General features: G+C 56.6%; 21 protein-coding genes. All 21 read right to left on the bottom strand.

The annotated features are described in order from the left end of the window. Positions 1-2: 2 nt before the first annotated feature. Positions 3-3,155, bottom strand: coding sequence for a hypothetical protein (locus DX909_RS05435; RefSeq protein ID WP_128544091.1), 3,153 nt, complete (start codon positions 3,153-3,155; stop codon positions 3-5). Positions 3,156-3,163: 8 nt separating this feature from the next. Next, entirely contained in the window at positions 3,164-4,600 is a 1,437-nt protein-coding gene (locus tag DX909_RS05430; protein ID WP_128544090.1) for a hypothetical protein, read from the bottom strand. Between the two features lie 3 nt (positions 4,601-4,603). Further along, positions 4,604-8,002, bottom strand: coding sequence for a hypothetical protein (locus tag DX909_RS05425; protein WP_128544089.1), 3,399 nt, complete (start codon positions 8,000-8,002; stop codon positions 4,604-4,606). A gap of 22 nt (positions 8,003-8,024) precedes the next feature. After that, entirely contained in the window at positions 8,025-8,537 is a 513-nt protein-coding gene (locus DX909_RS05420) for a hypothetical protein (protein ID WP_128544088.1), read from the bottom strand. Then, a complete protein-coding gene (locus tag DX909_RS05415; protein ID WP_128544087.1) occupies positions 8,534-9,325 on the bottom strand; it encodes a hypothetical protein in 792 nt (263 codons plus the stop codon). Before DX909_RS05415 ends, DX909_RS05420 begins: the two co-directional genes overlap by 4 nt. Continuing rightward, complete coding sequence (locus DX909_RS05410) at positions 9,322-9,810, bottom strand: C40 family peptidase (RefSeq protein WP_164851198.1); 489 nt, start codon at positions 9,808-9,810, stop codon at positions 9,322-9,324. The genes DX909_RS05415 and DX909_RS05410 overlap by 4 nt, the downstream gene beginning before the upstream one ends. A gap of 53 nt (positions 9,811-9,863) precedes the next feature. Continuing rightward, positions 9,864-10,364 (bottom strand): hypothetical protein, encoded by a 501-nt coding sequence (locus DX909_RS05405; protein ID WP_128544085.1) that lies wholly within the window; start codon positions 10,362-10,364, stop codon positions 9,864-9,866. 14 nt (positions 10,365-10,378) lie between these two features. Then, positions 10,379-10,927 (bottom strand): hypothetical protein, encoded by a 549-nt coding sequence (locus tag DX909_RS05400; protein WP_128544084.1) that lies wholly within the window; start codon positions 10,925-10,927, stop codon positions 10,379-10,381. Beyond that, on the bottom strand, positions 10,878-11,150 hold the full coding sequence (locus tag DX909_RS05395; protein ID WP_128544083.1) for a hypothetical protein: 273 nt from the start codon (positions 11,148-11,150) through the stop codon (positions 10,878-10,880). The genes DX909_RS05400 and DX909_RS05395 overlap by 50 nt, the downstream gene beginning before the upstream one ends. 73 nt (positions 11,151-11,223) lie before the next feature. Continuing rightward, a complete protein-coding gene (locus DX909_RS05390) occupies positions 11,224-12,150 on the bottom strand; it encodes a DUF6712 family protein (protein ID WP_128544082.1) in 927 nt (308 codons plus the stop codon). Next, entirely contained in the window at positions 12,147-13,520 is a 1,374-nt protein-coding gene (locus tag DX909_RS05385) for a hypothetical protein (RefSeq protein ID WP_128544081.1), read from the bottom strand. The genes DX909_RS05390 and DX909_RS05385 overlap by 4 nt, the downstream gene beginning before the upstream one ends. Then, positions 13,517-13,876 carry a hypothetical protein gene (locus tag DX909_RS05380; RefSeq protein ID WP_128544080.1) on the bottom strand — a complete coding sequence of 120 codons (360 nt, stop codon included), beginning with the start codon at positions 13,874-13,876 and terminating at the stop codon, positions 13,517-13,519. The genes DX909_RS05385 and DX909_RS05380 overlap by 4 nt, the downstream gene beginning before the upstream one ends. 519 nt (positions 13,877-14,395) lie before the next feature. Continuing rightward, positions 14,396-15,469, bottom strand: coding sequence for a DUF3800 domain-containing protein (locus tag DX909_RS05375; protein ID WP_128544079.1), 1,074 nt, complete (start codon positions 15,467-15,469; stop codon positions 14,396-14,398). A 77-nt stretch (positions 15,470-15,546) separates the two neighbouring features. Next, positions 15,547-16,557 carry a hypothetical protein gene (locus tag DX909_RS05370; protein ID WP_128544078.1) on the bottom strand — a complete coding sequence of 337 codons (1,011 nt, stop codon included), beginning with the start codon at positions 16,555-16,557 and terminating at the stop codon, positions 15,547-15,549. A gap of 148 nt (positions 16,558-16,705) precedes the next feature. Continuing rightward, the gene (locus DX909_RS05365; RefSeq protein WP_128544077.1) at positions 16,706-18,409 is read right to left on the bottom strand and encodes a hypothetical protein; all 1,704 of its coding nucleotides are present in this window, start codon (positions 18,407-18,409) and stop codon (positions 16,706-16,708) included. Next, positions 18,406-18,975, bottom strand: a complete 570-nt coding sequence (locus DX909_RS05360) for a hypothetical protein (protein ID WP_128544076.1) — start codon at positions 18,973-18,975, stop codon at positions 18,406-18,408. Before DX909_RS05360 ends, DX909_RS05365 begins: the two co-directional genes overlap by 4 nt. Before the next feature lie 6 nt (positions 18,976-18,981). Next, a complete protein-coding gene (locus tag DX909_RS05355) occupies positions 18,982-19,614 on the bottom strand; it encodes a hypothetical protein (protein WP_128544075.1) in 633 nt (210 codons plus the stop codon). Between the two features lie 163 nt (positions 19,615-19,777). Then, on the bottom strand, positions 19,778-19,978 hold the full coding sequence (locus DX909_RS05350) for a hypothetical protein (RefSeq protein ID WP_128544074.1): 201 nt from the start codon (positions 19,976-19,978) through the stop codon (positions 19,778-19,780). Further along, positions 19,978-20,520 (bottom strand): hypothetical protein, encoded by a 543-nt coding sequence (locus tag DX909_RS05345; RefSeq protein ID WP_128544073.1) that lies wholly within the window; start codon positions 20,518-20,520, stop codon positions 19,978-19,980. The genes DX909_RS05350 and DX909_RS05345 overlap by 1 nt, the downstream gene beginning before the upstream one ends. 1 nt (position 20,521) lies before the next feature. Beyond that, positions 20,522-20,854: a hypothetical protein gene (locus tag DX909_RS05340; protein ID WP_128544072.1), complete on the bottom strand. Its 333-nt coding sequence runs from the start codon at positions 20,852-20,854 to the stop codon at positions 20,522-20,524. Between the two features lie 80 nt (positions 20,855-20,934). Next, on the bottom strand, positions 20,935-21,879 hold the full coding sequence (locus tag DX909_RS05335) for a hypothetical protein (protein ID WP_128544071.1): 945 nt from the start codon (positions 21,877-21,879) through the stop codon (positions 20,935-20,937). Positions 21,880-21,884 lie beyond the last annotated feature (5 nt).

Below are 21,884 nucleotides of genomic sequence, written 5' to 3'. Positions count from 1 at the left end.
CATCATTCGGGTAAGACGGTGAAACCAATCCAGGCCCGCGAGTTGGTCTCCGCCGTCCAGCCTGAGCCGAAGGTCAAGGTCGCATCCAGCGTGGTGGAGCCCTTCGTCGACTGCCGGTAGGGCGAGGTGTTCACGTTGGCGTTGATGAGGCTGGCCGAGCTATGCACCCGAAACTGGGGGGAGGTCGACCCGGTGGCCACCGCCACGATCCGGTACCGGCTGCCGGCCACCAGCGTCACGTTCGTGTTCAGCGAAACGGTTTTAAAGCCGGTGGTGGTGAAGGCCGTCTGGCAGTCGGCCCAGGCCAGGCGGTTGCCGCTGATATCGTACAGGCCCACCCCGTTCGCTCCCGCCGTGGCGGAAAGGCCGCTGCCGACCACGGCCACATGAAAAGCCACTTTGTCGATGGTCACGGATAGGGGGGCTACCACTTCCCGAAACAGAGCTACGCCCGATCCGCCCAGGTTGGCATCGGTGGTGGTGGCATTAGTCAGCGGTGCTGTTTCCAGGGCGATCCCATTGATGAGGTAATCCTGGTAATAGGGCGTAATGGCCGTCAGGCTCAGCCGGTTCAGGGCGTCGTCGTAGGTGGTTTTGACCCCCAGGTGAAACCCGCTGGTAACCAGGGAGGCCGCGGCATCCTGGGCCTGCTCGTCGGTATAGGAGCCGCCCCCACCGCCGGGCGGCACGGCAAAGGTGCCATCGCCCCGAAGGAAGGTGGTGGCATCCCGGGTTCCAGTGGCCTGAATCTCGGCCAGAGGGTGGGTGTGGGCGCTGGGCGTGAAGCTGGAAGGCTTGCCGGTGACGCCCGTCCAGGGTACAGCGTCGGCCGATTCGGCGCCGTCGACCTTGTTGTTGCTGTTTGCATCGTAGGTGGCTTTGGCCATATCACCCGTTCCGCTGCCGCCGGCCGGAGCTGCCCAGCTTCCATCGTCTCGGAGGAATTTTGTTCCATCCGGCGTTCCGCTGATCTGTAGATCGGTGACTCCCAGCTTCCCCTGCACAAAGCGGGTGCCATCAAACCGGATCGTCTGCCCGAGGACTGGACTGGCGGTAATGTCGACGGGAAACCAGCTGTTGTCGTGGACCTTGTGCCAGGGCTGCCAGCTGCCGCCCCCGTTATGGAAGCGCCGGTACATGGGGCCGCCGGCAATGTCCATGGCGATCTGGTTGGTGAAATAGCCGCTGGGATGACCGAAATAGCTCGTACCCCCGTTCGTCTCGTGCAGGTTGATGACGTTGTACGGCGTCGCCTGGGAGAAGGGGGAGCCCGTACCACTTCCCGAAGCGGTGTAAAAACCCGACTGCAGCTCCTGATCGAGGCTCGAAACGTAGGTGCTGCGCGTATTATCACCCCCCTGCACAAAGCGGTCTTCCGGAAGATTCTTAGGCGGGTTGACCAGGTTGGCGTAGGTGATGCCCAGTCCCAGCGTGGCCCAGTCGGTAATCCGGTTAAACCCATCAAAATGGCTGTTTCGAACCAGGGTGTTGATGTTGTCGGTAATCGGGTAATTCAGGGCGACCTGGGTATTGTTGGCGGTGACGAACCGGCAGCCGTTGAATTCGATCCGCTTCGCGCGGGCACCGCTGACGACTGTGTTGCGGAACACGCAGCCGGTGAAGGTTATCCTCAGGCCCACGTTGTTGTACCAGTCGACCGAGGAGTTGTTGAAAGCCGTTCCGGAGACGTCGACGAAATAGCTGCCCACGTTGTCGTTGGAAAAGCGCACCGGCCCGTTGAAGACCGAGTTGCGGATCGTCAGCGGATCCTCCGTACTGTTAGCCGGGGCCCCGTTGTAGTTCAAAAGCTCCTGGGCGCCTCCCACGGTACCGATCACCTCCACGTTGCTCAGCGTCGCGGATCTGGCATTTTCAATGACTGCCGAAATCAGCCCGGAAATCCCGCTGCCGCAGCCGATGGCTTTCAGCCCCGAGATCGAAGAGGTATAGGCGCTGTAGTTGACCAGCGCCCGCTGGCAGCCGATCGCCTGGTTGTTACCCGTCATCGATACCCGGGAGTTTTCCGAAAACGAAAAGCCCCGCAGCATGTTGATGGCCGTAAAATTCTCGATGTAGACGTAGTGGTTGGTGGACGGCTGCTCGCCTTCCGTATGCAGGCCGGAGGCTCCGGAAAGTCCCGAGGTACTCTGGGCCGTACAGTTCAGGAACCGGGTGTAAGGGGCCCAATCACTGTCGAAATAGTCGCCGGCTTCCGGAAGGAAGCAGTCGATGGCCCGGTCGTTTTCAAACAGCGTATGCACGGCCGAATCCCCGGCCAGAAAAGCCGCCTTGGCGCCAATGGAGTGGTAGCGCTTCTGGCCTTTGGCCTCCGAGTTACGCACCCGGTTGAAGGCCGTCGGCATTTTGACAAAAGCCGCTCCGTTGCTGTAGGTGCCGTTGATGCAGAAGCTGAAGGCGTCGCAGTTCAGTGCCCGGCACTGGTCGACGTCGTTGCCAATCCCGGTGACCCAGAAACCCCCATCCAGTTGCGAGGCATTGCCGTCGACGGTCACCCCAAACACCCGGCAGTGGTTGGCGTGAATGTCGATACCGTTGCCCCGGGTGGATGTTTTCTTCAGGATGGACCGCAGCGGCACGCCCCGGATCACCAGGCTGTCGACGGCCAGCGTCAGGCCGGCGAAGCGAAACACGCCGGCGGGGATCAGCAGGGCCAGTTTCCGGTATTCGGCGTAAGCCCGGGCTTTAGCCAGATTCGTGGTATAATCCGGGCCGTCGATACCCAGCGCCCCGAAGACTTTGACGCTGATGCCCTCCTGGACGATGATTTCGTAATAATAGCCCGTCTGCGCCGGGAAAATGGCGTAATCATAACCTGGCGTGGCGGCCGTCACCGTGCCGGCCTTGCGCTCAAAGAGCTGGCCCTTATAGATCACCTCCGGCGCGTACTGGCGTTTGAACTGGCTTTTCTGGGAGATGCTCACGGCCGAGACCTGCACCGGCTTTTTGGCCTTGTTCATCAGGTAGGTATTGCCCAGCGTATCCCGGCGGAGCTCCTGCAGGTGGCCCGGCTGGGCCGGCAGCAGCCGGGGCGGAGTCAGCGTATCGGCCGGCACAAAGACCGGATCGACCGGCTCCTGGGCGAAAGCGGTAAGGAAGCAGAGGTAGGCCGTCAGCAGCAGCAGCGTCTTTTTCATGGGGTTGTTTACAGTTCGATTAAAAACAGGTAGGGGGTACCGTGATTCAGCTCACGGGTCAGACTGCCTCCGGAGAGGTTGAACGTCGGCGTCGACCAGGTGCCCTGGTCGGCCAGGTTCAGGGTGAACACCCACCGCCGGTTGCCCTGGCCGCCCATGAACGAGAGCCACTTGCCGTCCAGGTGAGCATCCAACAGGTAGGTGGGCGTGACCTCGATGCTGGAGGAGCCGACCGTCTGGCGGGGGTGGGTGTAGGCCTGGCCGGCCCAGGCCACCGCCTGGGCGTACCAGTCGGCGGCAATCCACTGGGCATCTTCAAAACCGATCGGCCGCACGGGGAAGGCGTAGGTCTTGCTCGGATCATAGGCGCTCTGGTTGACCCCCCGCACCGGGTTGCCCGAGCCGTAATAGCGGTGCTGGCGGCCGTCCTGCACGCCGTTGGAGGGGATTACCTCGGGGTTGTTGCCGTAACGGTTTTCCGACTGCCAGTTGATCACCCCGCCGTCGAGCATCAGATACGACAGAAAGTCGATCATCACCTTCAGGGCGAAGGAGTAGTTGGCAAAGTGCCAGCTTTCGTAGTAGCCCCCCGTCAGCGGCAGCTTATACTGAAACTTCTGCAGGTAGTCGGTAAACTGGGCTTCCGAGGCCCATCCGAATGCGCAGGTTTTCCGGTTGGTGCCCACAGCAATCTTCGCCTGGGCATCGAAGTGAAAGCCGGCGATGTGCGAAAACACGAAGTTTCTCGGATTCAGCGGCCAGTGGTTGTAGGTGTTGATCAGCCCATGGCGGTATTGCCAGGCCGGGTTGGCCGACGTAAAAAAGCAGTTGTTGAAGGGTGTGGCGCTTTTGGCGGTGATGAGCGACTGGGCGGGGTTGCCCCAGCTGCTGCGGTGCATGTTGGGGTTCGAATAATCGTCGAACCGCATCAGCAGCATGTGACCGTCGTAATCCCCAAAGCACAGGCCGCCCTGGGCGCCGATCACGTTCTGGATCTCGGAATAGATCCAGCGGTCCTGGTTGCTGCCGGCGATGAGCCGCCAGGCCTCGGCACCGCCGTAGGCCTCGTACATCTGGCCGGTGAGGTACTTATACCCGCCCGATCGGCCGTTGTTCAGGTAGTTCTGCACGGCCTGCCGGCACTCGGTTTCGGTAAAGTCCCCAATGTGCTTGCCCCCGAGCACCGACTGGGCGCGGTCCTTGATCCAGCCGTTGCCCATACAGACCGATCGGTTGGCAAAGGGCGTGTCTACCGGATTGACCCCGCCGTTGAGGATCAGCCCGTCGATGCCCTTGTTGATGTAGGTCTCGTTGGGAATATCTTCCCGCGGAGTGATGACGATAAACCGGTTGTCGGGAAAGCCCGTCAGCCCTGGCTGGGTGCGGACATACTCGGTGTTCTGTCCGTATTTGAGTTTCGGTAGGACGACTCGTTTGACAATCATCGCTTAGTAAATTATGACCGACATCTGGTCGTGGAAATAGCCGTAGGCCATCTGGTCGGCCAGGGTGTTGTAATTCATATTCAGGGAGTGCTTCTGAATAAAAATGGGCATGTACGTTTCCCAGGACAGGTTCTCCAGGTTGGCGATGATCTGCCCGTTGGCCGTGTACAGAATACCCTGCCGGGGTCCGGTTTCCGTCTTATCCCGGAGCACCGCCTTGCCGTTGGTAAAGGACTTCAGCTCCACGTTGAGGTAATCGCGGCTCAGCGGCTCGATGCCCACCTGCAGGCGTCCTTCCACCGGCAGATTGGGGTCGATCGGTCCCGGATCCGGGTCCGGGTCGGGCTGCTGGACCACCAGGGAATTTTCCACGATGCCGGCCGTGCTGGCGGTAATTGTGTAAGCCGGCGTGACGAAGATCACATTGGGCTCGGCCGCCAGCCAGATCTTCTGGATGACCTTCAGGCCGGTGGTCAGTCCGTTGACGCCGGCAGCCGTGGGGTTGTTGCGCCAGACGCGCTCCCAGGGATCGGTCGAATCGTAGATCTCCGGCTCGGTATCGTAGAAAAGTCCCCCCTTCCAGCCGTTGCCGAAGGGTTGGCTGGCCAGCGGGGTGCCGGCATTGTCGACGGCCACGAGCATGGTTTTGACCAGCCCCTGGGCGGCATACCACCAGGAGGTATCGCGGGAAGCGGCCCTGGAGTGCCCTACCTTCTGCAGGGCGGCCGGCTTGATGGTCGTCTCCACCGCCGTTTCCGGAATGGGCGTCGTCGTGCCCCGGAGGAGCTCGTGCCAGAAGTCCTCATCGTCCGGCAGGCCCGGAGGCACGATCACCGAAATGATCTCGCTGGTGCCGCCCCGGCGCATGTCCAGCTGGCGGGGCTGCGTGCCCGGCTGCAGGAACGAGGGCGAAGGGATGTAGTAGTACCATTCGGTTCCCGACTGCAGCGCCATGGCTGCCCAGGTCGACGTCGTGGCCCACTTGTATTCCCAGCCTTCGGCCGGCTGCGCTGACAGAAAGGTCCGCAGGTTCAACGGGTAGCCCGCTTCGCCGGTGGCCAGCCATTCAGCCTTGATGAAATTGACCGGCGTGGGCGGGGGCGGCTCTTCCCCGCCCGGATCGTCGGGAATCTCCTCCTGGGTTTCCCAGATGCGGGCGCTGCCCGTCAGCGTTCCGTACTGGCCGTTGGCCTCGGTGTAGAACCGCAGGGCGGCCTGCGTTTCGCTGATGGGCTCGATCCAGGCTGTTTTTACCTCGGATCCGAACTCGTTAAAGACTTTGCCGCTTACCGACAGCGTGCCCAGGTTGTGGGTAAACGTATGGCCGAAAGGGGCATCCGTGAAGGTAAACAGGATGCCCTCGGGCTCCTGGCCTCCACCGGTGCCGCCCCCCACGATGCCCAGGGCGGCCTTCAGCTGGGCCGCTGACGCTTTTTCGATCTCTCCCGTTTCTGTATTTCTCAGGAGGATTTCGACGACCGACTGGGCCGCCTTCGGGCTGGCCAGCTTGACGGTCTTAATCTCCGGTGTCTTATCCGGCGCATTCAGATTTTCCAATTGATTCAGGCCTGGTTTATCCGCCAGCTCCGAGTAGCTGTGGCTATGAGTTTTGCCGGCAAAGACATCGGAGCCGGATTGTTGCGTCAGATAGCCCTGAGAGGCATGATCGCCCCAGGCGTGGGCCTGGTCCCAGTCCAGCATTTTCTGGGAACCGATGGTGCGGACGACCTCCGGAACCGAGTCATCCCGGTTGTTGGTCGTCGGTGAGGTCGGGGAGATGACCACCGTGCCGGCGGGCAGCAGCCCTGGCGGGGGTGGCGGTTCCACCTCATCGGCCGGATCGTAGGTGAACTCGTCCTTGTAGCGATAGGTATACTCGAAGCGGTGGGCGAAGTTGGTATCATCATCCTTCTTCTCTTTGATCGACTTGGAGATCAGGGCGATGGGCAGGGCCTTGGCCGAAAACAGCCGCCAGCGGCTTTCCGCCCGGTAAAAATCCTTCCACAGCCGGAGCTCGGCGTCGGTGCGCCAGCCCGAGGTGACCTCCACCCGCTGCTGGATGGCCGTATCGTATTCGACAAACTGCCCATCGGTCAGCTCGTAGGCCGAAGGCAGCAGGTGCCGCTCGGCCTGCTCATGGAACAGGTCCAGCTCGGGGCTGCCCTGGCCGTAGGTCGTCAGCGTATCCAGTGACCCAAGGCTGTTGATGTAGGCAAAATGCCGGATAAAAGACCGGTACCGGTAGTCGACCACGTAGCGGTAGAGGATCGAATGGGCCTCGCCATCCTGCGTCTTCAGCTGGACGGTATATTCCTTCAGCGTTCGTCCGGGTGCGTCGGCCAGTACGGCGGGGATGCCCACCTGCTGGGGACCCACCGGAAAGGTGATTTTATCGTGGGTGGCCAGGGTGGCCAGCTCGTGCTTTGTTAAGGCAATCGACGAGTTGTCGTCCAGCTTGAGAACGACCTCCAGGCGGGCGCCTGTCAGCGCACCCTTCAGGTTCAGAAAGGTCAGGTACTGCGGCTCGTCGAAACGGATGTAGCGGGTGGTAGGGCCAATGCGCAGCGCCCGCTGCAGCCCATCGCTGCCGGCGACAAAATCGGCCAGCTCAAAGCGGCCCAGCTGCTCGTAGGGCATACCGCCCAGGTGCACCCGATTGGTGGTGTGTTTAGTCAGCCGGCCGATCGCCAGCGGTTCGCCCCAGGCCTCCGCGTAGCGGACGTAGTATTCGGCCCTGGACTTCACCGACGCCTGGGCGGTGTGCGCGTTCCAGAGCGGCAGGTCGGCCGTCAGGTAGCTGTGCAGGGTGGTGGCCGGATCGTAGGTGGCCCGGCCCTGGGCGTCGGTCTCCAGGGGCGTTCCCGACAGGCGTTTAAAGGCGGTATCGTCGCCCCGTTTGGCCCACAGCTCCACATAGACGCTGTAGCGGGGCCGCACCTCTTCGTTGACCCCCAGAAGCACCGGGGACGGTATTTCAATATTTCCGAACAGGTAGGGGGAAAGGTTGTAGGGCGGGCCGGGCCGTTTGGCCAGAAAATTCAGCCCAATCAGAACCGCTTCTTCCGGAACCGTTACGTCAAAATCCTGCTCGATGGGGTAGAAGTCCCGGAAATAGGGCAGGATCGTCTGGGTGTAGGCTTTGTCGCCGGCGCCGGTCGGAAATTCATTCGTTTCTACCGGGTTCTCGCGGGCCACCATTTTCAGGTTGCGGCCCTTCCAGAACAGGTTGATCACGTCGCCTTCCAGGACGGGGCCTTTGAACAGAATGGCGTTGGTTCCCTTGACGCCGGTATGGACAAAGCGGCCGTTGCCGCTGAAGACATACTCCAGCCTGCCGCCTTTGCTCAGAGCTACATCGTCGGGTTGTTGCAGGATGGTCACCATGCCCCGAAATTCGGGCATCCCCCGGCCGAAAAACAGGACATCAGGCGACCAGATCCGACTCGGTTAAGGTCAGGTCCAGCCCCACCAGCCAGTCGAAGGTGTAGCCCCATCCGCACCAGCCGCTGGCCAGGCGGATTTTCTCCCCGTCCTGGCCGTCAAACTGTAGCTGGATGCCCTCCTGGGCCAGCTCCCCATCAAGCGTGTCCTGCAGCATCAGGGCCATCACCTTCAGGGCCGTCTGCCGGCCCATCCGGATGGCGGTTTTCTGGCTACCCGTGTCGGTGCCTTCCTTGCGCAGGACCGCCAGGCTGCCCATCACCCGGGTGTGGTAGTTATCGCGCCGGCCGTCGCCCAGCCGCTCGGTGAAGGCCTCCCAGACCAGCACGTTGGTTTTCTCCTTCAGCTTGCTGGTGGTAGCCCGGATCAGCTCATCGGGTTGGCCCATTTCGTCAACGAAGATGAACCGGGGCTTGGGCTCGGTGTGGCCAATCGAGGCCAGGCGCGTGGCCAGGCTCTGGCCGTAGGCTTCATAAAATTCTTCCAGGCTGCTCATCTCTCTTTCAGTTTGCGCTCCAGATCTTCATTCTCTTTCAGCATGGCATCCAGCGTGGTCAGCACCAGGTAGAGGTTGGTGTTCTCCAGCTGGTGGTAGGAGCCGAAGGCGGTGGTCTGCCGGGCCATCTGCAGGCCCACATCCAGCCAGCTGCCAGAGGTTTGATCACTTGAACCGCTCCCCTTGTATAGGTGCGGGAAGGCCCGGGGCAGCTGCTCGAGAGCCCCTAGGTAGTTGATCAGCGTTCCCTTCAGGATGGCCGCTGGAAGAGCGGCCATCCGGCCTCTATGGCCCTCCAGCTGGTGGCGGTCAAAGCGGCTGCGGCCCCCTTCGCCCGGGTGTTGCCAGGGCCAGCGGGCCGGCCGGTAGAGAATGGCCGCCAGCTCCTCGAGGTCTTCCCGACTGGGAGCAGCCTGGTAGCGGGTGCGGGCGGCCTCGGCAAAGACGAACTCCCCGAAGGTCAGGTGCTCCAGCTGATCCCCCGGGCCAACCCAGCGCCGGCCGCGGATCCAGATCACGGGCAGCATCCAGCGGGAAGGGTGGCGATCGGTCCAGTCCAGCAGCTCCAGAAGCCGCAGCTGCTGGGCTTCATCCAGCAGCCTGAGGGTGCGAAACTTCAGACCAAACCACAGCTGCAGCAGCAGGAAGCGGCCGGCCATAGCTCCTTCCAGGTCCGTCTGCCAGCGCACCCATTGCAGCCATTGGCGGGGAGTCACTTCGTTCCATTCGGAAGGCCCCTGAAAGTGTACGGGGGCCTTGGCCGGCAGACGCAGGTCGATGGTGTTCATGGCATACTGATAGGGATCCAGTCGACAATGGCGTAAATGGAGCGGGGGGATCGGCGTTTGAGATAGACGCCGTTGCCTTCCCGGTCGCGCTCGGTGAGCTCCACGGCACCGGCGGCCGAGGTGTTTCCCTCCAGCACCATAAAATCATCGGTGGCCTTTCGGCGCTGATCGGCCAGCAGGCCGACGTGGCCGATGCGGTAGCCGCCGGCCGTTTTAAACTGGTAGAGCACCAGGGACGCTTTAGGCGGTTCGGCCCCCCGGCGCTGGTTGCCATGGGGATTGTACGTCCAGACGGTCAGCGATTTTCGGTACCAGGCTGCCGCCAGCGCCGGTGTTTTCACCGGAGGGCGCAGACCCGCCGAGCGGAGGCAGAAATACACGAAGGCTGCGCACCAGGGCGGGCGGCTGCGGTAGTAGGCCGGGTGGATGAGCGTCCAGAAGGTCTGGATAGCCGGGTGATCGTTGCGCCTCGTCAGCTCACGCACCGAAAGGTATTGGCGGGCGACGGCCACCGTCCGTTCCCGGTAGAGGGCCTGGTTTACAGGCTGCCCGTAAAGAGCTGTACTCCCAGGAATAAGATAAAGCAGTAAAAGCCCAAGGCGATGAGCAGTCGTTGGCATGGGGTCAGCTGTTTGAAGTCGTGGTCGGGACCCAGGTCCTTGTTGGAAAAATTCAGGTAGTCGTACTGGCCCGGCATGGTGATGCGGATGATCAGCAGCGCCACCGGGCAGAGGATCATCAGGCAGGCCAGCGTCAACGGCACCTTCTGCAGCAGCGTCTCGTCGTAGGGTCGGGCGCTGGGATCGGTGGCCAGCACCCACGGTTTGAGAGCGATGACCACACTCAGGGAGATCATCGACAGGATGATCAGCCCCACCAGGTGGGTGACGAAGATGTGGCGGGCCAGAAACTGGATCACCGGGGCCACAAAACGGGCAATGCGCCCCTGGAAGCTGCTGTAAAGCCAGGTCAGAAACAGCGTCAGGCCCAGGCCTAGGGTGATATAGGGGAAGCTGGAAATCAGCACGTTCATATTCATAGCGGTAAAAGGGGTTAAAGGGCGATGACCAGGGCGCCGATGGCGCCGAGCAGGGCGCCGGCCAGTCCCCATTTCAGCGGGCGTTTTCGAAGCTTTTCGGCCATTTCTTCTAGGGAAAGGGCGATTTCCGGAGCCGTCAGCGACCGTTTCCGGAGCTTGCGGGGTAGCAATGCTTTGACCCGCTCGATGACGTCGGTAGTCTGCTGCACCTGGTGGTCGGCGGCCTTCAGGGCTTCGGTGGCCACCGCGTATTTTTGATACAGCTCCCGGTAGGACTGGGCATCATATTCGATGATCGCCTGTTTGTCCTTCAGGGCCGTTTCCAGCGCTGTAATCTGTAGCTTCAGGTCGGCAATGGCTTTCTCGCCATCGATGCGCAGCTGCTCGGCCGCGGCCAGCTTGGCTTTCACCTGATCATACACCCGCTGATCCAGGGCGGCCCCGCTGGCAAAGGGAAAAGGGGCTCCTTTTTTCAGGAGCAGAACGTCCGCCGTCTGGGCCTGAAGCGAGAGACTAAGGCAGATGAACGGTAAGAGAATCAAAGCGATGACGCGTGGCTTCATACGTTTTCAGGGTTTGATGGGTACGTTGTTGAATGATTGTGACGGCCCGGCTCGAGGAGTCTCCTTTCAGAATCAGGCTGTCGCGGTGGGCGTCGTAAGGGACCACCACTGTAATGGCAGGGGTCGCTGTTCTGCGGGGCCGCAGCAGAAGCCAGGCCACTGTGCCGATCACCAGGCCGATCACCAGGCACAGGGCTTCCGCTTTCGTAGGTTTGATGCGCATACAGTTTACCTTATTGGCAGTTGGGCGGTTTGGTGCAAGGATAAATCCTGCGAAATCGCAGAATATCGGGTGGTTAAAAAGCGATGATTTTATCCCCCTGCACGCCCAGGCCGCTGCCAGGTGTGGTGGGATCGGTGAGGGTACCGGCCAGATCGGCCAGGGCGGCAGCCGCCTGCTGGTCGATGTATGCCAGCGTCTGCTGCAGCCGGATGTCGGAGGCCGGCGTCTGGTGCCGGCTGAGCGTATACTGGCTGATGGCGTTGACCTGCACGCCCGCGTCGGTGACCTCCACAATCCGTTCGCGCAGCGCCCGGCTGATGGTCTCATAGGCCAGGGCCCGGCGGGCGCCGTCCAGCTGGAGCGTCTGCTCATCCGACAGGTTGGCCTCCGCCAGCAGGGTAGCATAAACGCTACCGAGCAGCGGCCGGATCACCCGGGCCTCGGCGGCCCTCAGGCACGACTGCAGGCTCCAGAAGGTCAGCCGGCTGTCGGCAATGAAGTAATACCGGCTGAAGACCTGGGCCGATCGGATCAGGGACGCCTGGTGGGTGGCGTATTCGGCCGAGTCCGTATAGGCCGGATAATCCGCCTTTTTCTCTTCCAGAAACCGCAGAAGGTATTCCAGGCCCTGCCAGGCTTCCTCCTGCAGCTGCGCCAGGGCCTGACTGAGCTGCCATTCAAAAGCGTCTTTCTGCTGCTCGGAAGAAGTGCGCAGCACGCCGGCGTCGGTGATCATCACGTTTTTGAAGCGGGCGTATTTGGCCGTGGCCAGGTTGGCTACCGGCACTCTGATCCGGTCCCAGAGGGCCTGCTGCACCTGGTTCAGATTCGCATTGGAAAAGACGGCCGTGGCCAGGCCGTCGACGAGGGCTTCCCCCACAAAACGGGCGACGAACAGCTGGGCGCTGTGCAGATAGGGCGCCAGGTTCTCAAAGGAAAGATCGGCGTTGACGGCGACCACTTTCCTTAGGGTCTCGAGGTCTTTGAAGATCAGTTTCATGACGCCGGCGTGTTTACATCTGCGGTGGAATGGCCCGTGTCCAGCGTCGTCAGCAGTGTATCGCGGAACTTGAAGGTCAGCTCCGGCCAGCGCTGTTTCCAGCCGTTGTATTCGGCCACAAAATCAAATGGCTCAATAATCCGGTCCCGGTAGGGTTTCGACTGACTGAGGAAGATCCAGAAGGCTTCCCGCTTGTCGGAGCCGCCCGAGCGGCTGCCCATCTTGGACCCGCCGGCGAAACCCGACATGGTCGGGTCGTACTCCAGGGCGTAGAAGAGGTTGGCATTCCCCTCCGTGTAATCCTCATTGTATTTGCCCTCCATGTGCTTGTCGTCGAGCACATTGATGACGATCGTCTGCCACTGCTGGGTTTTAATGTCAAACCACTTGTCGGTAATAATGCCTTTGTGGGCATTTTTGACGTTGGTCAGCCGGTCCATCAGACTCGTCAGGAACTCGTCCCGGATGGCCCGTTTTCCCTCGTAGTTGGCCGTTTTCCAGCGCTCACCGTACACCGTCGACCAGTATTCCTGGGGCACTTCAATGTGATATTTGATCGACATCTGGTTTTCCATGGCGTACTTCTTGAACTGGGGGATGGCTTCGAGCACGTCGAGCCAGCCTCCCGAGCGGGCACTGTCCCAGTTGGCCAGCTGGTAATAGGATTTGCCTGGGGAAGGGTAGGAGAGCGGGTAGATGAATTTAAAGTCCTTGCGGCCGCGCACCCAGTTCACCCGGTCGAACCGGTAGGGGTTAATGCAGGGCAGCGAAATGGTTTCCGGGTCGGTGGCCGTCGCCTGGGGCCAGTTGGCATTCAGGTAGACGCGGTCCATCTCCCCGTTTTTCTCGTCCATGCGGCCCCAGCGGCAGTAGGCCGTTTCGTTGGCGTGCAGCTGGACGATCTTCTCCCGGTTTTTCGAGAGGATGAATTCAGGGAAGGCGTTGACAAACCAGGCAATATCGAGCGCCGTCTCCAGCAGATACCGCTTGGTGGTGATATTGCTCATAAACGCCTGAATATCGGGGTCTTTTACCGGCTGCTGGGAGGTCTCATCAGCCGCGGCAAACACGCCTCCGCCAATCCACAGGGCCGCTTTTTTGCTCAGCGTGGCTGGGATGACCGTGTTTTTAGAGGCCCGGGCGATGACCTGCTGGGGGAAATCGTTGCCATCGCCCCAGTAAGCGATCCGCTCATCGCCGGGGACCTGAACCTTTTGCCGGACCGGCTCAGAGGGCAGGGCGCCGATCACGCCACCCGCCGTGGACCGGCCCGATCCGGCGGCCAGCGCCAGGCCCGGAAGGTTGACCACTGCCTGCACGGCCGGCAGGAAGGCGACGTTTTCGTTTTCGTTAAACTGGATCTGACTCATTTGATGGGCTGGCCGTTAATTTCAAGGATCAGGTGCACATGCACCCGCCGGATCTGGTCACTGTCGACGGCCCGGATCCTTCGGGACCAGCGGCCGGTGGAGGATCCCTTGGTTTCGGCCGTGACGGCTTCTTTTGCCCGGGGTTTCACCCGGCCCCCGCGCACGTGCCAGATGGCTTTGTCGTAGTGGATGATCTCACCACCCGTTTTCTTCTCGGGATTGGCCGTGCAAAAGGTGATGGAAAAGGGGCGGGCCCCCCCTTTCGCATCGCATCTTTCGAGAATGGCCAGCGCTTCCCGCCAGGAAAGCATTCGCAGCGTGGTGGTGTGTGTTACATGGTCATCGGAACGATTCATGCCGGCCCGGTTCGGGGGATTTTCAGGCGGCAAATTGCAGCGTCAGGCGCGAGGAAAACAGGACATCAGGCGACCAGGTTGCCCAGGGGGTTGGGGAGGGGGGCTTTGTCTAAATTCCCGGAATTCCTGGAATTTAAAGTGGTCAATGTCGGATTTTCCGGAATTTCGGTTTTGGGACCTAACTCGCTCAGTCTGTGAACAATTGCACCGCGCGGGAGGCCGTTTGGGCAGAGCGTTTTTTCACCGTAATTATCAACATTTTGGGCGTAATTGTCTGATAAACAGCAAAATTTTCTGAATATTTTTCAAAATGGTCATCTGTTCCTCAGAGAAAACCCCGCCACGCACTACCGGCCGGTGCAATTGCAAAATATTCCGAATGCACGGTATATGAAAATAATAGTCGAAATTAAAAATTCAATTTGAGGCTTCATTAGACTGTATAAAGTATTCTATTAATTTTAATAAAATTTGAAGCTAGCCACTTAAATTAAAAAAATATTAAAATGGTCCTGTAGTTTACTTACTTCTCCCAGCCCACTTTTGCTTTTGCTGAGCAAGAAAGTCTAATATGTTCTCTCCATAATTTAAATTGAGACTAAGTTCTTCTGGGGTAAATATGGCTTGAGGCCATATTATATGGTTATTGCTTAAATTAAATAACTTTGATTCTTTTATTTCGTTTACAAATTTTTCTTGTTTTTGGTTTTTATTATTAAACACAAAAGCAATAGAACTAGCAATAATGTCTGAAATCTGAACACCTTTATTGCTTTTGGAGTCTGCCATTTGAAGTTTGTCAATCTGTGTTGGGAACGTCATTTTCTTTTCGCCGTATCCAACTTCAGTAATTTCAGTGTCCATGCCTATTGTAAAATCAATTATTTCATTATAATGCTTCATTTGGTGAGAATCGTCTTGAATAATAATTAATTTATTTTTCATCTTTTTATACCAATAATCGCAAATTACGTAAAAACTTGGCAGTGTTAAATCAATCGAAAACTTATCTACTGGTTCTAAAATATCATTTATGTAACTTTGGCTTTCTAAAATCGGCTTAAGAAAGAAGTTTCTTTTTGAGACTGCGTCTAGCTCCAATACGGTCATAAAAAACTTTTTTATACTTTCCTTTGATTTTAATCTAATCATTTTGATAAAATCTGATAAGAAATAATAGACCATATCATATGTCCAAAAATTTTTTATAGCGTAATAAATGAAATTAGTTAATGTTATGTTATATCCGTGTTGATAAATATCAATGCCTTTTTTATGCATAACATGCTCAATGAGGAGGTCCACAATCTGCCCAACAACGCTGTATTCTTTGTTTGTTACTACGTTGAAGATGTTTTCCTCACTGATTAAATAATGATTTAAAAAATTTATAAGTGCTTCTCGACCTGCTTTACTGGATTTCAAATTGTAAAAATGAAGTTCTGAGGTGCTCTTAAATAATGAGACAATTTCATCGCATTTATTAGTAGAAAAGTTATTTGAAGCTAATACAAACACTTTCTGATCTCGATTTAACAAATCTTGGCCAGTATTTCCTGCCTCATCTAAATAAATTCTTTCGTTAGAGTTCATAACTATAACATCATATTGTGAAGAAGCAACAGTTGAATGAAGCTAATATTGGAATTGTAACATTTTTGTTTTCGAGTTTAGAAGTTTGGCTTATTTACTATGCTAGGATTATATGCTAAAGGATACTTTTCAAAAACTTCTCTCACTTTATCTTCATTACAGTAAATGCCAGGCTGAACTGAATTTATTTTAATTTCAGCATAATCAGAGTCAAACCTTAGCTTAATATATTTTACTTTTCCAATACTAGGAAATTTTGTAAAGTTGAATTCGTATTCGTCTGAGTACTCTTTTATTAGTAGCCTTGTTTCATTTTCTATTTTTAAGTCACTATGTAAATAGAAACCTCCAATTTTTGATATTCCAGAAATCATAAAGTTACGTTTGAACTTTTTCTTGATCTTTTTTGATAGCTTATTGATTAAGAGATCTTTTATCGGTGTTTTGTCATCTTTATAAAATATGTTTCTGAAATCAGATATTTTTGGAACAATATCAAACTCTATTCTTACTCCATGGCCACTTTCACCAAAGCTAGTCCATAAATCTTCCTCTTCATCAATTTTAATTGATGAAGACCTTGCGAATGAAATGTAGAAAGCTTTACTCATTAGCGACTCCTCCATTATAACTCCATCAATGTCAGAGTTTATCTTATAGCCTGTTAGCCCATGATCTTTATAGAAATACCGAAATTCTCCTTGGTTAAATCGTTTTAATAAGTTGAAAAGCCACAATTCTTTATTTTTAACAATGCTTTCAAAATTTTTTAAGCTTGTAAAATGATAAAATGTGGTATTTGAAGGACTAGGATAATAGTGATTGAAGATAATATTGCTTAAATTTCTTTTCCTTAGAATTAAATTCCTTTTTAATTTAGGATCCCATGAAAAGTAGGTTTTTTCCCATAAGAATTCGGGGCTAAATTCAATGTCGTCTTTATTGATGGTACTCCTTATTCCTTGTTTTAAGAGCTCTTGATTTATTAAGTTAACTGCGTCTATAATATTTTCATTAAGTTGGTCAGTTTCTGTTAATTTTTCTTGCCTTTCTTTGATTGCTTTAATTAAAGCTTCTGTGATTTTCATGTTATTTGGTTGTGCAAGACATTTTATTTTTTCTAAATTGATTAAAAAATACTGTAAAGGGTATTTTAGTAAAAAAATTGAGAACTTTTTAAATAAACCGCATGCAGAGAAGAGAATTTCTAGAAAAAACTATTTGTATGTAAAATACTTATTGACTGAATGCCAAAGGCAACAGATCCTCGATGCCTAGCTCAGTAATGGTTAGGTAGTAGAACACCTCATCGGCAGCATCGGTCAGGTGGGTCGTCGTACTCTGGTCGACGTCCGGATCCCGCTCGGCATTCTTATCCTTCCGGAAGCCCTTACTGCCTTCCTTGGTGCCGGCATCATGCATGGCGTCGACCAGCACCCGGGTGTTCTCCCGGTTGAAGCGCTGGCGGGGGAAGCGGTCATCCTCTTCCGACAGGGCGATGTTCCAGGCCAGGTACCGGGACATGTGCGATTCGGTCTGCCCGGTATACACCTGGCGCACGCTCCAGCCTTCCTTCTCCAGGGTATCGATCACCTCACTGGCATAGGTAATATCGCTCTTCCCATCGGTACCGATCGCCGTATGGTTGTAAACGTAGGTCACTTCCTTCCGGTAGAAGTAGCGGTAGTAGGTGGTAAACTGGCGGACCACGTGATGGATCTTATAGTTACCATCGGCATAAAAGATCTTCTGGTACCGCACCTCATTCCCAACTCGCTGGCCTACCACCATACAGTTGAACGAGGAGCCATAGTCCATCCCGATCGTCAGGGGTTGATTAGGGTCTATATCGCCATCCTTCCGGCAGTCATTGAAGCCCTTCACGCCAAAATCAACGCTATCCACATAGGCATAGTCGATGCTGTCGTAGTAGTGCTTAGTGCCCTGGAGGTGAGGGTAGAAGCCGTTTTTTACCCCCCGCACCCGGTTGTTGAGGACGTTGGCGTTCCAGGTAGCCGGGTTGAGCGTCCGGTAGAGCTGCCTGAAGTACTGCAGACCCAGGGCGTGCACGTTGGCAAAAGAGGAGGCCTCGGCAAAATGTACCAAGCCCTTTCTCAGTTCGTTGAGCATCCGTTCGTATTGACGGATCCGGGCGATGGCCGACTGATTGCCTGGCCGGCGCTGCAGCTTCTGCTTTTCGGTGTAGATCTGGAGCTGGACGGCCAGGATCAGCCGGATGGCCTTCTGGTGATGCGGTTTCAGGCATTCGGTTTCATCTTCCAGAATCCACCGGGCATCCCGGCTGGTGGGCATATCCGTAGTAAACGTCGTCGAGTGGTGCTCAGCGATCTCGCCAAAGCGTTCATTATCGCCCCGGTTGATGGCCATGACCTCGGAATCCAGCTTTTCTTTATTGAGGAATTTGGCCTCATCGCCCAGGATGGCATTGACCGAAAGACCGTTGGCGGTACCGGGCCGGTCCTGACCCACAAGGCGAAGGGCGGTCACCGTATTGCCGTTTCGGATGAAGATGGCATGCTGGGGATCCAGCGGGCAGTTGTAGGGCAGCTCCAGCTTGAGTTTTTTATCCGGAAAACGCCGGACCCAATAGTCGACGTCCCGCTCGTAGCCCAGCTTGTGCAGGCCGTTCCAGAGTGCTGGTAGCGTTCGGTCCAGAAGCTGAATGTAGGTTGTGCCGACCACCACCAGAGAGGAGCGGGGCATTTTCTCGACCAGGGTGTGCACCCGGGGCGCCAGGATGCCCTCAGACTTACCGGTACCGCGGCCGGCGACGGCTTTCAGGTGCTGGGCGCCGATGAGAAGGCACAGCAGCTGGATGTAGTTAAAGTGCAGCTCCCGGTGATCGGTTTCGGCCTCCCCCTGGAAGGCTTCCGCCGGTGGAAGCAGCGAGGAGGAGGGTAGCTTAATCAAATTGCTCATGATACGGCCTCGAAATCGGTATCATCGATCATCAATTCCCGCCTGGCCCGCTCGCCAATGAATTTTTCCACCATCTGCTGAAGGTTGGGGATCGGTTTGGCGCCGATTCGGGCCGGGTTGAAGTCAATGCTCAGGACAATGGTTTTGCCGGCGGGGCCACCTTCCCCGGGCTGGTCGAAATGGCCCAGTTTGATCAGGTTCTCGTCGCATTTAGCCGCCGTTTTATAATCTTCGAGCAGGATGGCTTTCGTGCGGAGGTCTTTGATCTGGGCGATGAGCATGATCTTGTCAAACTCCTTGTCGACGGCTTCCATGGTCGCAAAAAACCGCTTCGTGTCGCGAACATCGCGCCAGGCCTGCGGCTCGGAAATGCCGTAGGTTTTGGCCAGGTATTTGACGATTTCCGAGTCGGTGAGCGGCTTGTAGAGTACGATGTATTCGCGGGCGGCTACCCAGCGCAGGCGACGGGCCTCCAGAGGAGGAGAAAGAGGCTTCTGACCGTCCGAGCGGTACCACCGCATGATATGGTCAAAAGCCTCCTGAAAACGTTCGGATTCCGATTTCATAAGAAATTAAATCAAAAGGGGATGGGTGAGCTTTCGCTCGAGCCGCTGCTTTTCCGCCCGGTACTGGTCCAGCAGGGCTTGGTACTTCTGCTGTTGATCGGGCGACAGGCCCGGCCGGCGGAGCTTGCCCTGGTAGCGGCTGATGTAGGTTCTCAGATTCAGCAGCTGCTGGGTCTCACTTACTTCTTCCTCGTCGTTCTCCAGAGGCAGGTAGCCGTGTTCCCGGGCGAAATCCATCCGGCTGTAAAGCTCATCCAATTGGCGGGTGATGGCCAAGATTCGGTAAGCCCACAGCCGGCGGGCTTCCAGCGCTGTATCATCCTCCTGGGTGGCCCTCAGGTGGGCCTTCAGTTCGGAGCGCTCGTCCATCAGCTGATAGGACTCTGCCTCCAGGGGACGGAGCAGGTCCTCCGTGGCCGGCAGGGCCACTGTAACCTTTCCTACTGGAGTGGAGGCCGGACGGCCGACCAGCCAGGCGGTCAGCTCCTGCTGCAGCCGGCTTCGGGTATAAGCATCCGCTCCCCGCTCCAGTAAGCGGAGGGTGAAGAAAGACAGAATTCCGGCCTGCCTGACCAGCGCCAGACCTGCCGAATAATCCTGGGGCTGCTGGAGCCACGTGCGCACGTTTTCCTCGAGCATACATCAGGGGGTTAACTATCTAGGTTGTTATAAAAAAATAGCGGTCCGAGTGTGGCCGGCCGCTATTCGAGGATAAACGTTAGACGATCGTTACCCACCCTGCTGGAACCGCTCAAGCGGTAGACTGCAAAAATGGGACGGGCCGTCACTAAAAAACAGGACATCAGGCGACCGATTCCACGACTTCGATGTGAGGCCATTTCAGCGCTATCAACTGCTGGGCTTCATCGGCCGTCAGGTCGCTGAGGACATAGGATCGGCCGGTCAGCGGCACATAGACCACTTCGGTCTCCGGATCCAGCCCGGTAAGACGAAAGCCAGCCCCAGGCGGCTGGCTTTCGGGGGATTGGGGTTTGCGGGCCATTACGAGGCAGGTTTCATCGGAATGGTAGCCGCCGTATACTTGATCAGATCCGGGCAGTAACATTCGTATTCGAACATCGTACCCCGGCCGTCGCCCCCGTTGGTGGTCGTGGCGTAGGACGGTTTGATCTGCACCTGGAACTGTTCGCTGCCGACCTGGATCAGCTCATTGGTTCCCGGAAGGGGGACCAGCAGAATGAAACGGTCGTTCTTGGCCTGGTTCTGGAAGGCCACGATCTCGTCGGCTTCCCCTGGGTGGTAGAACTTACCCTTCGCTAGGAACGAGTTGCGGTCCGGCCCGCCGATGGTTTCCATCGTCAGCTCGCCGGTGTCCTTCGTCACATAGACTTCAATGAAGCCTTTGCCCGTACCTAATACGTGCGCCGTGGCGATCTTATACCGATCAGCGACATTGGTAGCGGCCGAATCCGGCTTCTGCAGCGTCGTGAAGTCGTCATAAGGGGCCAGGAAGATTTTCTGCTGCGTACCACCCATGCGGTTGACCGCCGGCAGTGCTTTAATGGAGCTGTAGGTGCCTCCCATGTTATTCTTCGACTTTTTCGTTGATAAATCCGACGCCTTTTTGCACCAGTTCCTTCTGGAGCGTCCTATCCTTCAGCAGCGCTTCGACCGTGTAGGTCTCCTTGCCCACCTGGAAAGAAGGGGCATGGACTTCGTAGATCTTTTTGCCGAGCGTGAAGGTGGGCACCTTCGAGGGGCTGGCCTGCAGTTTGTCCAGCAGCTCCTGCTGCTCGGCAATGGTCTGGGCCTGACCGTCGATGATTTGCTGGGCTTCGGCCAGTTCGGCGCTTTTATTGGCGAGTTCTTGCTGGAGGGACTCAACAGTCACTTCAGCGGCTTTCGTTTCGTTTGCCATGGGCTCTAAGCAGCCCGGCAACTGGAGGAGTTGCCGAGCTATATTGCTATGGGTCAGAGGTTGTTTGATCGAAGGGAACCTTAAACCTGGTCGTTGCAGAAAACGATCTCTGGCAGAATGAAGCCGACACCGTACCAGAAGTCGGTCAGGAATTTTACCTGGCGATCGACGGACTGGATGTCAACCAGCTTCGTGTTCTGGGTCTTTTTCTTCAGCACGACGGCGTTGGCCTTCGGCGTGGTCCAGATCCGGCTCGAGCCGTTGTGGCTGGACAGACCTTTCACCGTCAGGTTGGTGAACTTCACCGTCAGGTTCTGCTCGTTGCCCACGGTGTTTTTGCCGTATTTCTCCAGGAGACCGCGCTGGTATTTGCGCTCCAGATCCTGAGACATACTGATCTGCATGGCGCCGTTCCAGTACTTCTTGTCGATCAGATCGCCGAAGTCCTCCAGGTAGGTGACGAAATCAGCGTCTGAGGTCGGGATCGCGCCCATGGTGATGGGGGTGATCCGGCCAGCGGTGATGTGGTCACCAATGGTCTTTTTCAGACCATTCATGGAAGTCGACACCAGGCCGGGCGTTCCCGGGGTCGGGGCAGCGTATACCCCTTTGAAGATTTCGTTCAGCTCCATATCCTGCTGGATCTGGGGGAAGAACTCTTTCTCCAGGTAATAGCGGATAAACGGCCAGTCGGCCCGGCGCAGATCGGCGCTGGAGAGGAAGCCCAGGTAGGTAGCCTCCAGGTCATCCGGATACTCTTCCGTATCGGCCTTCAGGTGGAACATCTGAATGCTCACCGGGCTGAATTTTAACGTACCCGTCGGTGTGAAAGCCTTCTGGAACGGTTGAACGATGCGGGTGAACGTGGATTTGGCCGCTGTCCAGATCGTTTCGTCCGTGACCACCGGGGTAAAGGCAGCTTCGGAGACGAACGGTTGCCGGGCGACCTGGTACAGGCTGGCCAGGTTCTGGCCCCGATCCTGGTAGTAGGCACCGTACTCGGTGATAATGTCAGCTACGTTCATTAGTG

Source organism: Larkinella soli (assembly GCF_003703975.1).
Classification (GTDB): domain Bacteria; phylum Bacteroidota; class Bacteroidia; order Cytophagales; family Spirosomataceae; genus Larkinella; species Larkinella soli.
Note: the sequence above shows the minus strand (reverse complement) of the source record. Positions and strands in the feature narration are given on the sequence as shown.

Bases quoted from the DNA above. Each gene is read 5' to 3' on its own strand.
- DX909_RS05435 (WP_128544091.1), bottom strand. From the start codon at position 3,155: ATGAAAAAGACGCTGCTGCTGCTGACGGCCTACCTCTGCTTCCTTACC.
- DX909_RS05430 (WP_128544090.1), bottom strand. From the start codon at position 4,600: ATGATTGTCAAACGAGTCGTCCTACCGAAACTCAAATACGGACAGAAC.
- DX909_RS05425 (WP_128544089.1), bottom strand. From the start codon at position 8,002: ATGCCCGAATTTCGGGGCATGGTGACCATCCTGCAACAACCCGACGAT.
- DX909_RS05420 (WP_128544088.1), bottom strand. From the start codon at position 8,537: ATGAGCAGCCTGGAAGAATTTTATGAAGCCTACGGCCAGAGCCTGGCC.
- DX909_RS05415 (WP_128544087.1), bottom strand. From the start codon at position 9,325: ATGAACACCATCGACCTGCGTCTGCCGGCCAAGGCCCCCGTACACTTT.
- DX909_RS05405 (WP_128544085.1), bottom strand. From the start codon at position 10,364: ATGAATATGAACGTGCTGATTTCCAGCTTCCCCTATATCACCCTAGGC.
- DX909_RS05400 (WP_128544084.1), bottom strand. From the start codon at position 10,927: ATGAAGCCACGCGTCATCGCTTTGATTCTCTTACCGTTCATCTGCCTT.
- DX909_RS05395 (WP_128544083.1), bottom strand. From the start codon at position 11,150: ATGCGCATCAAACCTACGAAAGCGGAAGCCCTGTGCCTGGTGATCGGC.
- DX909_RS05390 (WP_128544082.1), bottom strand. From the start codon at position 12,150: ATGAAACTGATCTTCAAAGACCTCGAGACCCTAAGGAAAGTGGTCGCC.
- DX909_RS05385 (WP_128544081.1), bottom strand. From the start codon at position 13,520: ATGAGTCAGATCCAGTTTAACGAAAACGAAAACGTCGCCTTCCTGCCG.
- DX909_RS05380 (WP_128544080.1), bottom strand. From the start codon at position 13,876: ATGAATCGTTCCGATGACCATGTAACACACACCACCACGCTGCGAATG.
- DX909_RS05375 (WP_128544079.1), bottom strand. From the start codon at position 15,469: ATGAACTCTAACGAAAGAATTTATTTAGATGAGGCAGGAAATACTGGC.
- DX909_RS05370 (WP_128544078.1), bottom strand. From the start codon at position 16,557: ATGAAAATCACAGAAGCTTTAATTAAAGCAATCAAAGAAAGGCAAGAA.
- DX909_RS05365 (WP_128544077.1), bottom strand. From the start codon at position 18,409: ATGAGCAATTTGATTAAGCTACCCTCCTCCTCGCTGCTTCCACCGGCG.
- DX909_RS05360 (WP_128544076.1), bottom strand. From the start codon at position 18,975: ATGAAATCGGAATCCGAACGTTTTCAGGAGGCTTTTGACCATATCATG.
- DX909_RS05355 (WP_128544075.1), bottom strand. From the start codon at position 19,614: ATGCTCGAGGAAAACGTGCGCACGTGGCTCCAGCAGCCCCAGGATTAT.
- DX909_RS05350 (WP_128544074.1), bottom strand. From the start codon at position 19,978: ATGGCCCGCAAACCCCAATCCCCCGAAAGCCAGCCGCCTGGGGCTGGC.
- DX909_RS05345 (WP_128544073.1), bottom strand. From the start codon at position 20,520: ATGGGAGGCACCTACAGCTCCATTAAAGCACTGCCGGCGGTCAACCGC.
- DX909_RS05340 (WP_128544072.1), bottom strand. From the start codon at position 20,854: ATGGCAAACGAAACGAAAGCCGCTGAAGTGACTGTTGAGTCCCTCCAG.
- DX909_RS05335 (WP_128544071.1), bottom strand. From the start codon at position 21,879: ATGAACGTAGCTGACATTATCACCGAGTACGGTGCCTACTACCAGGAT.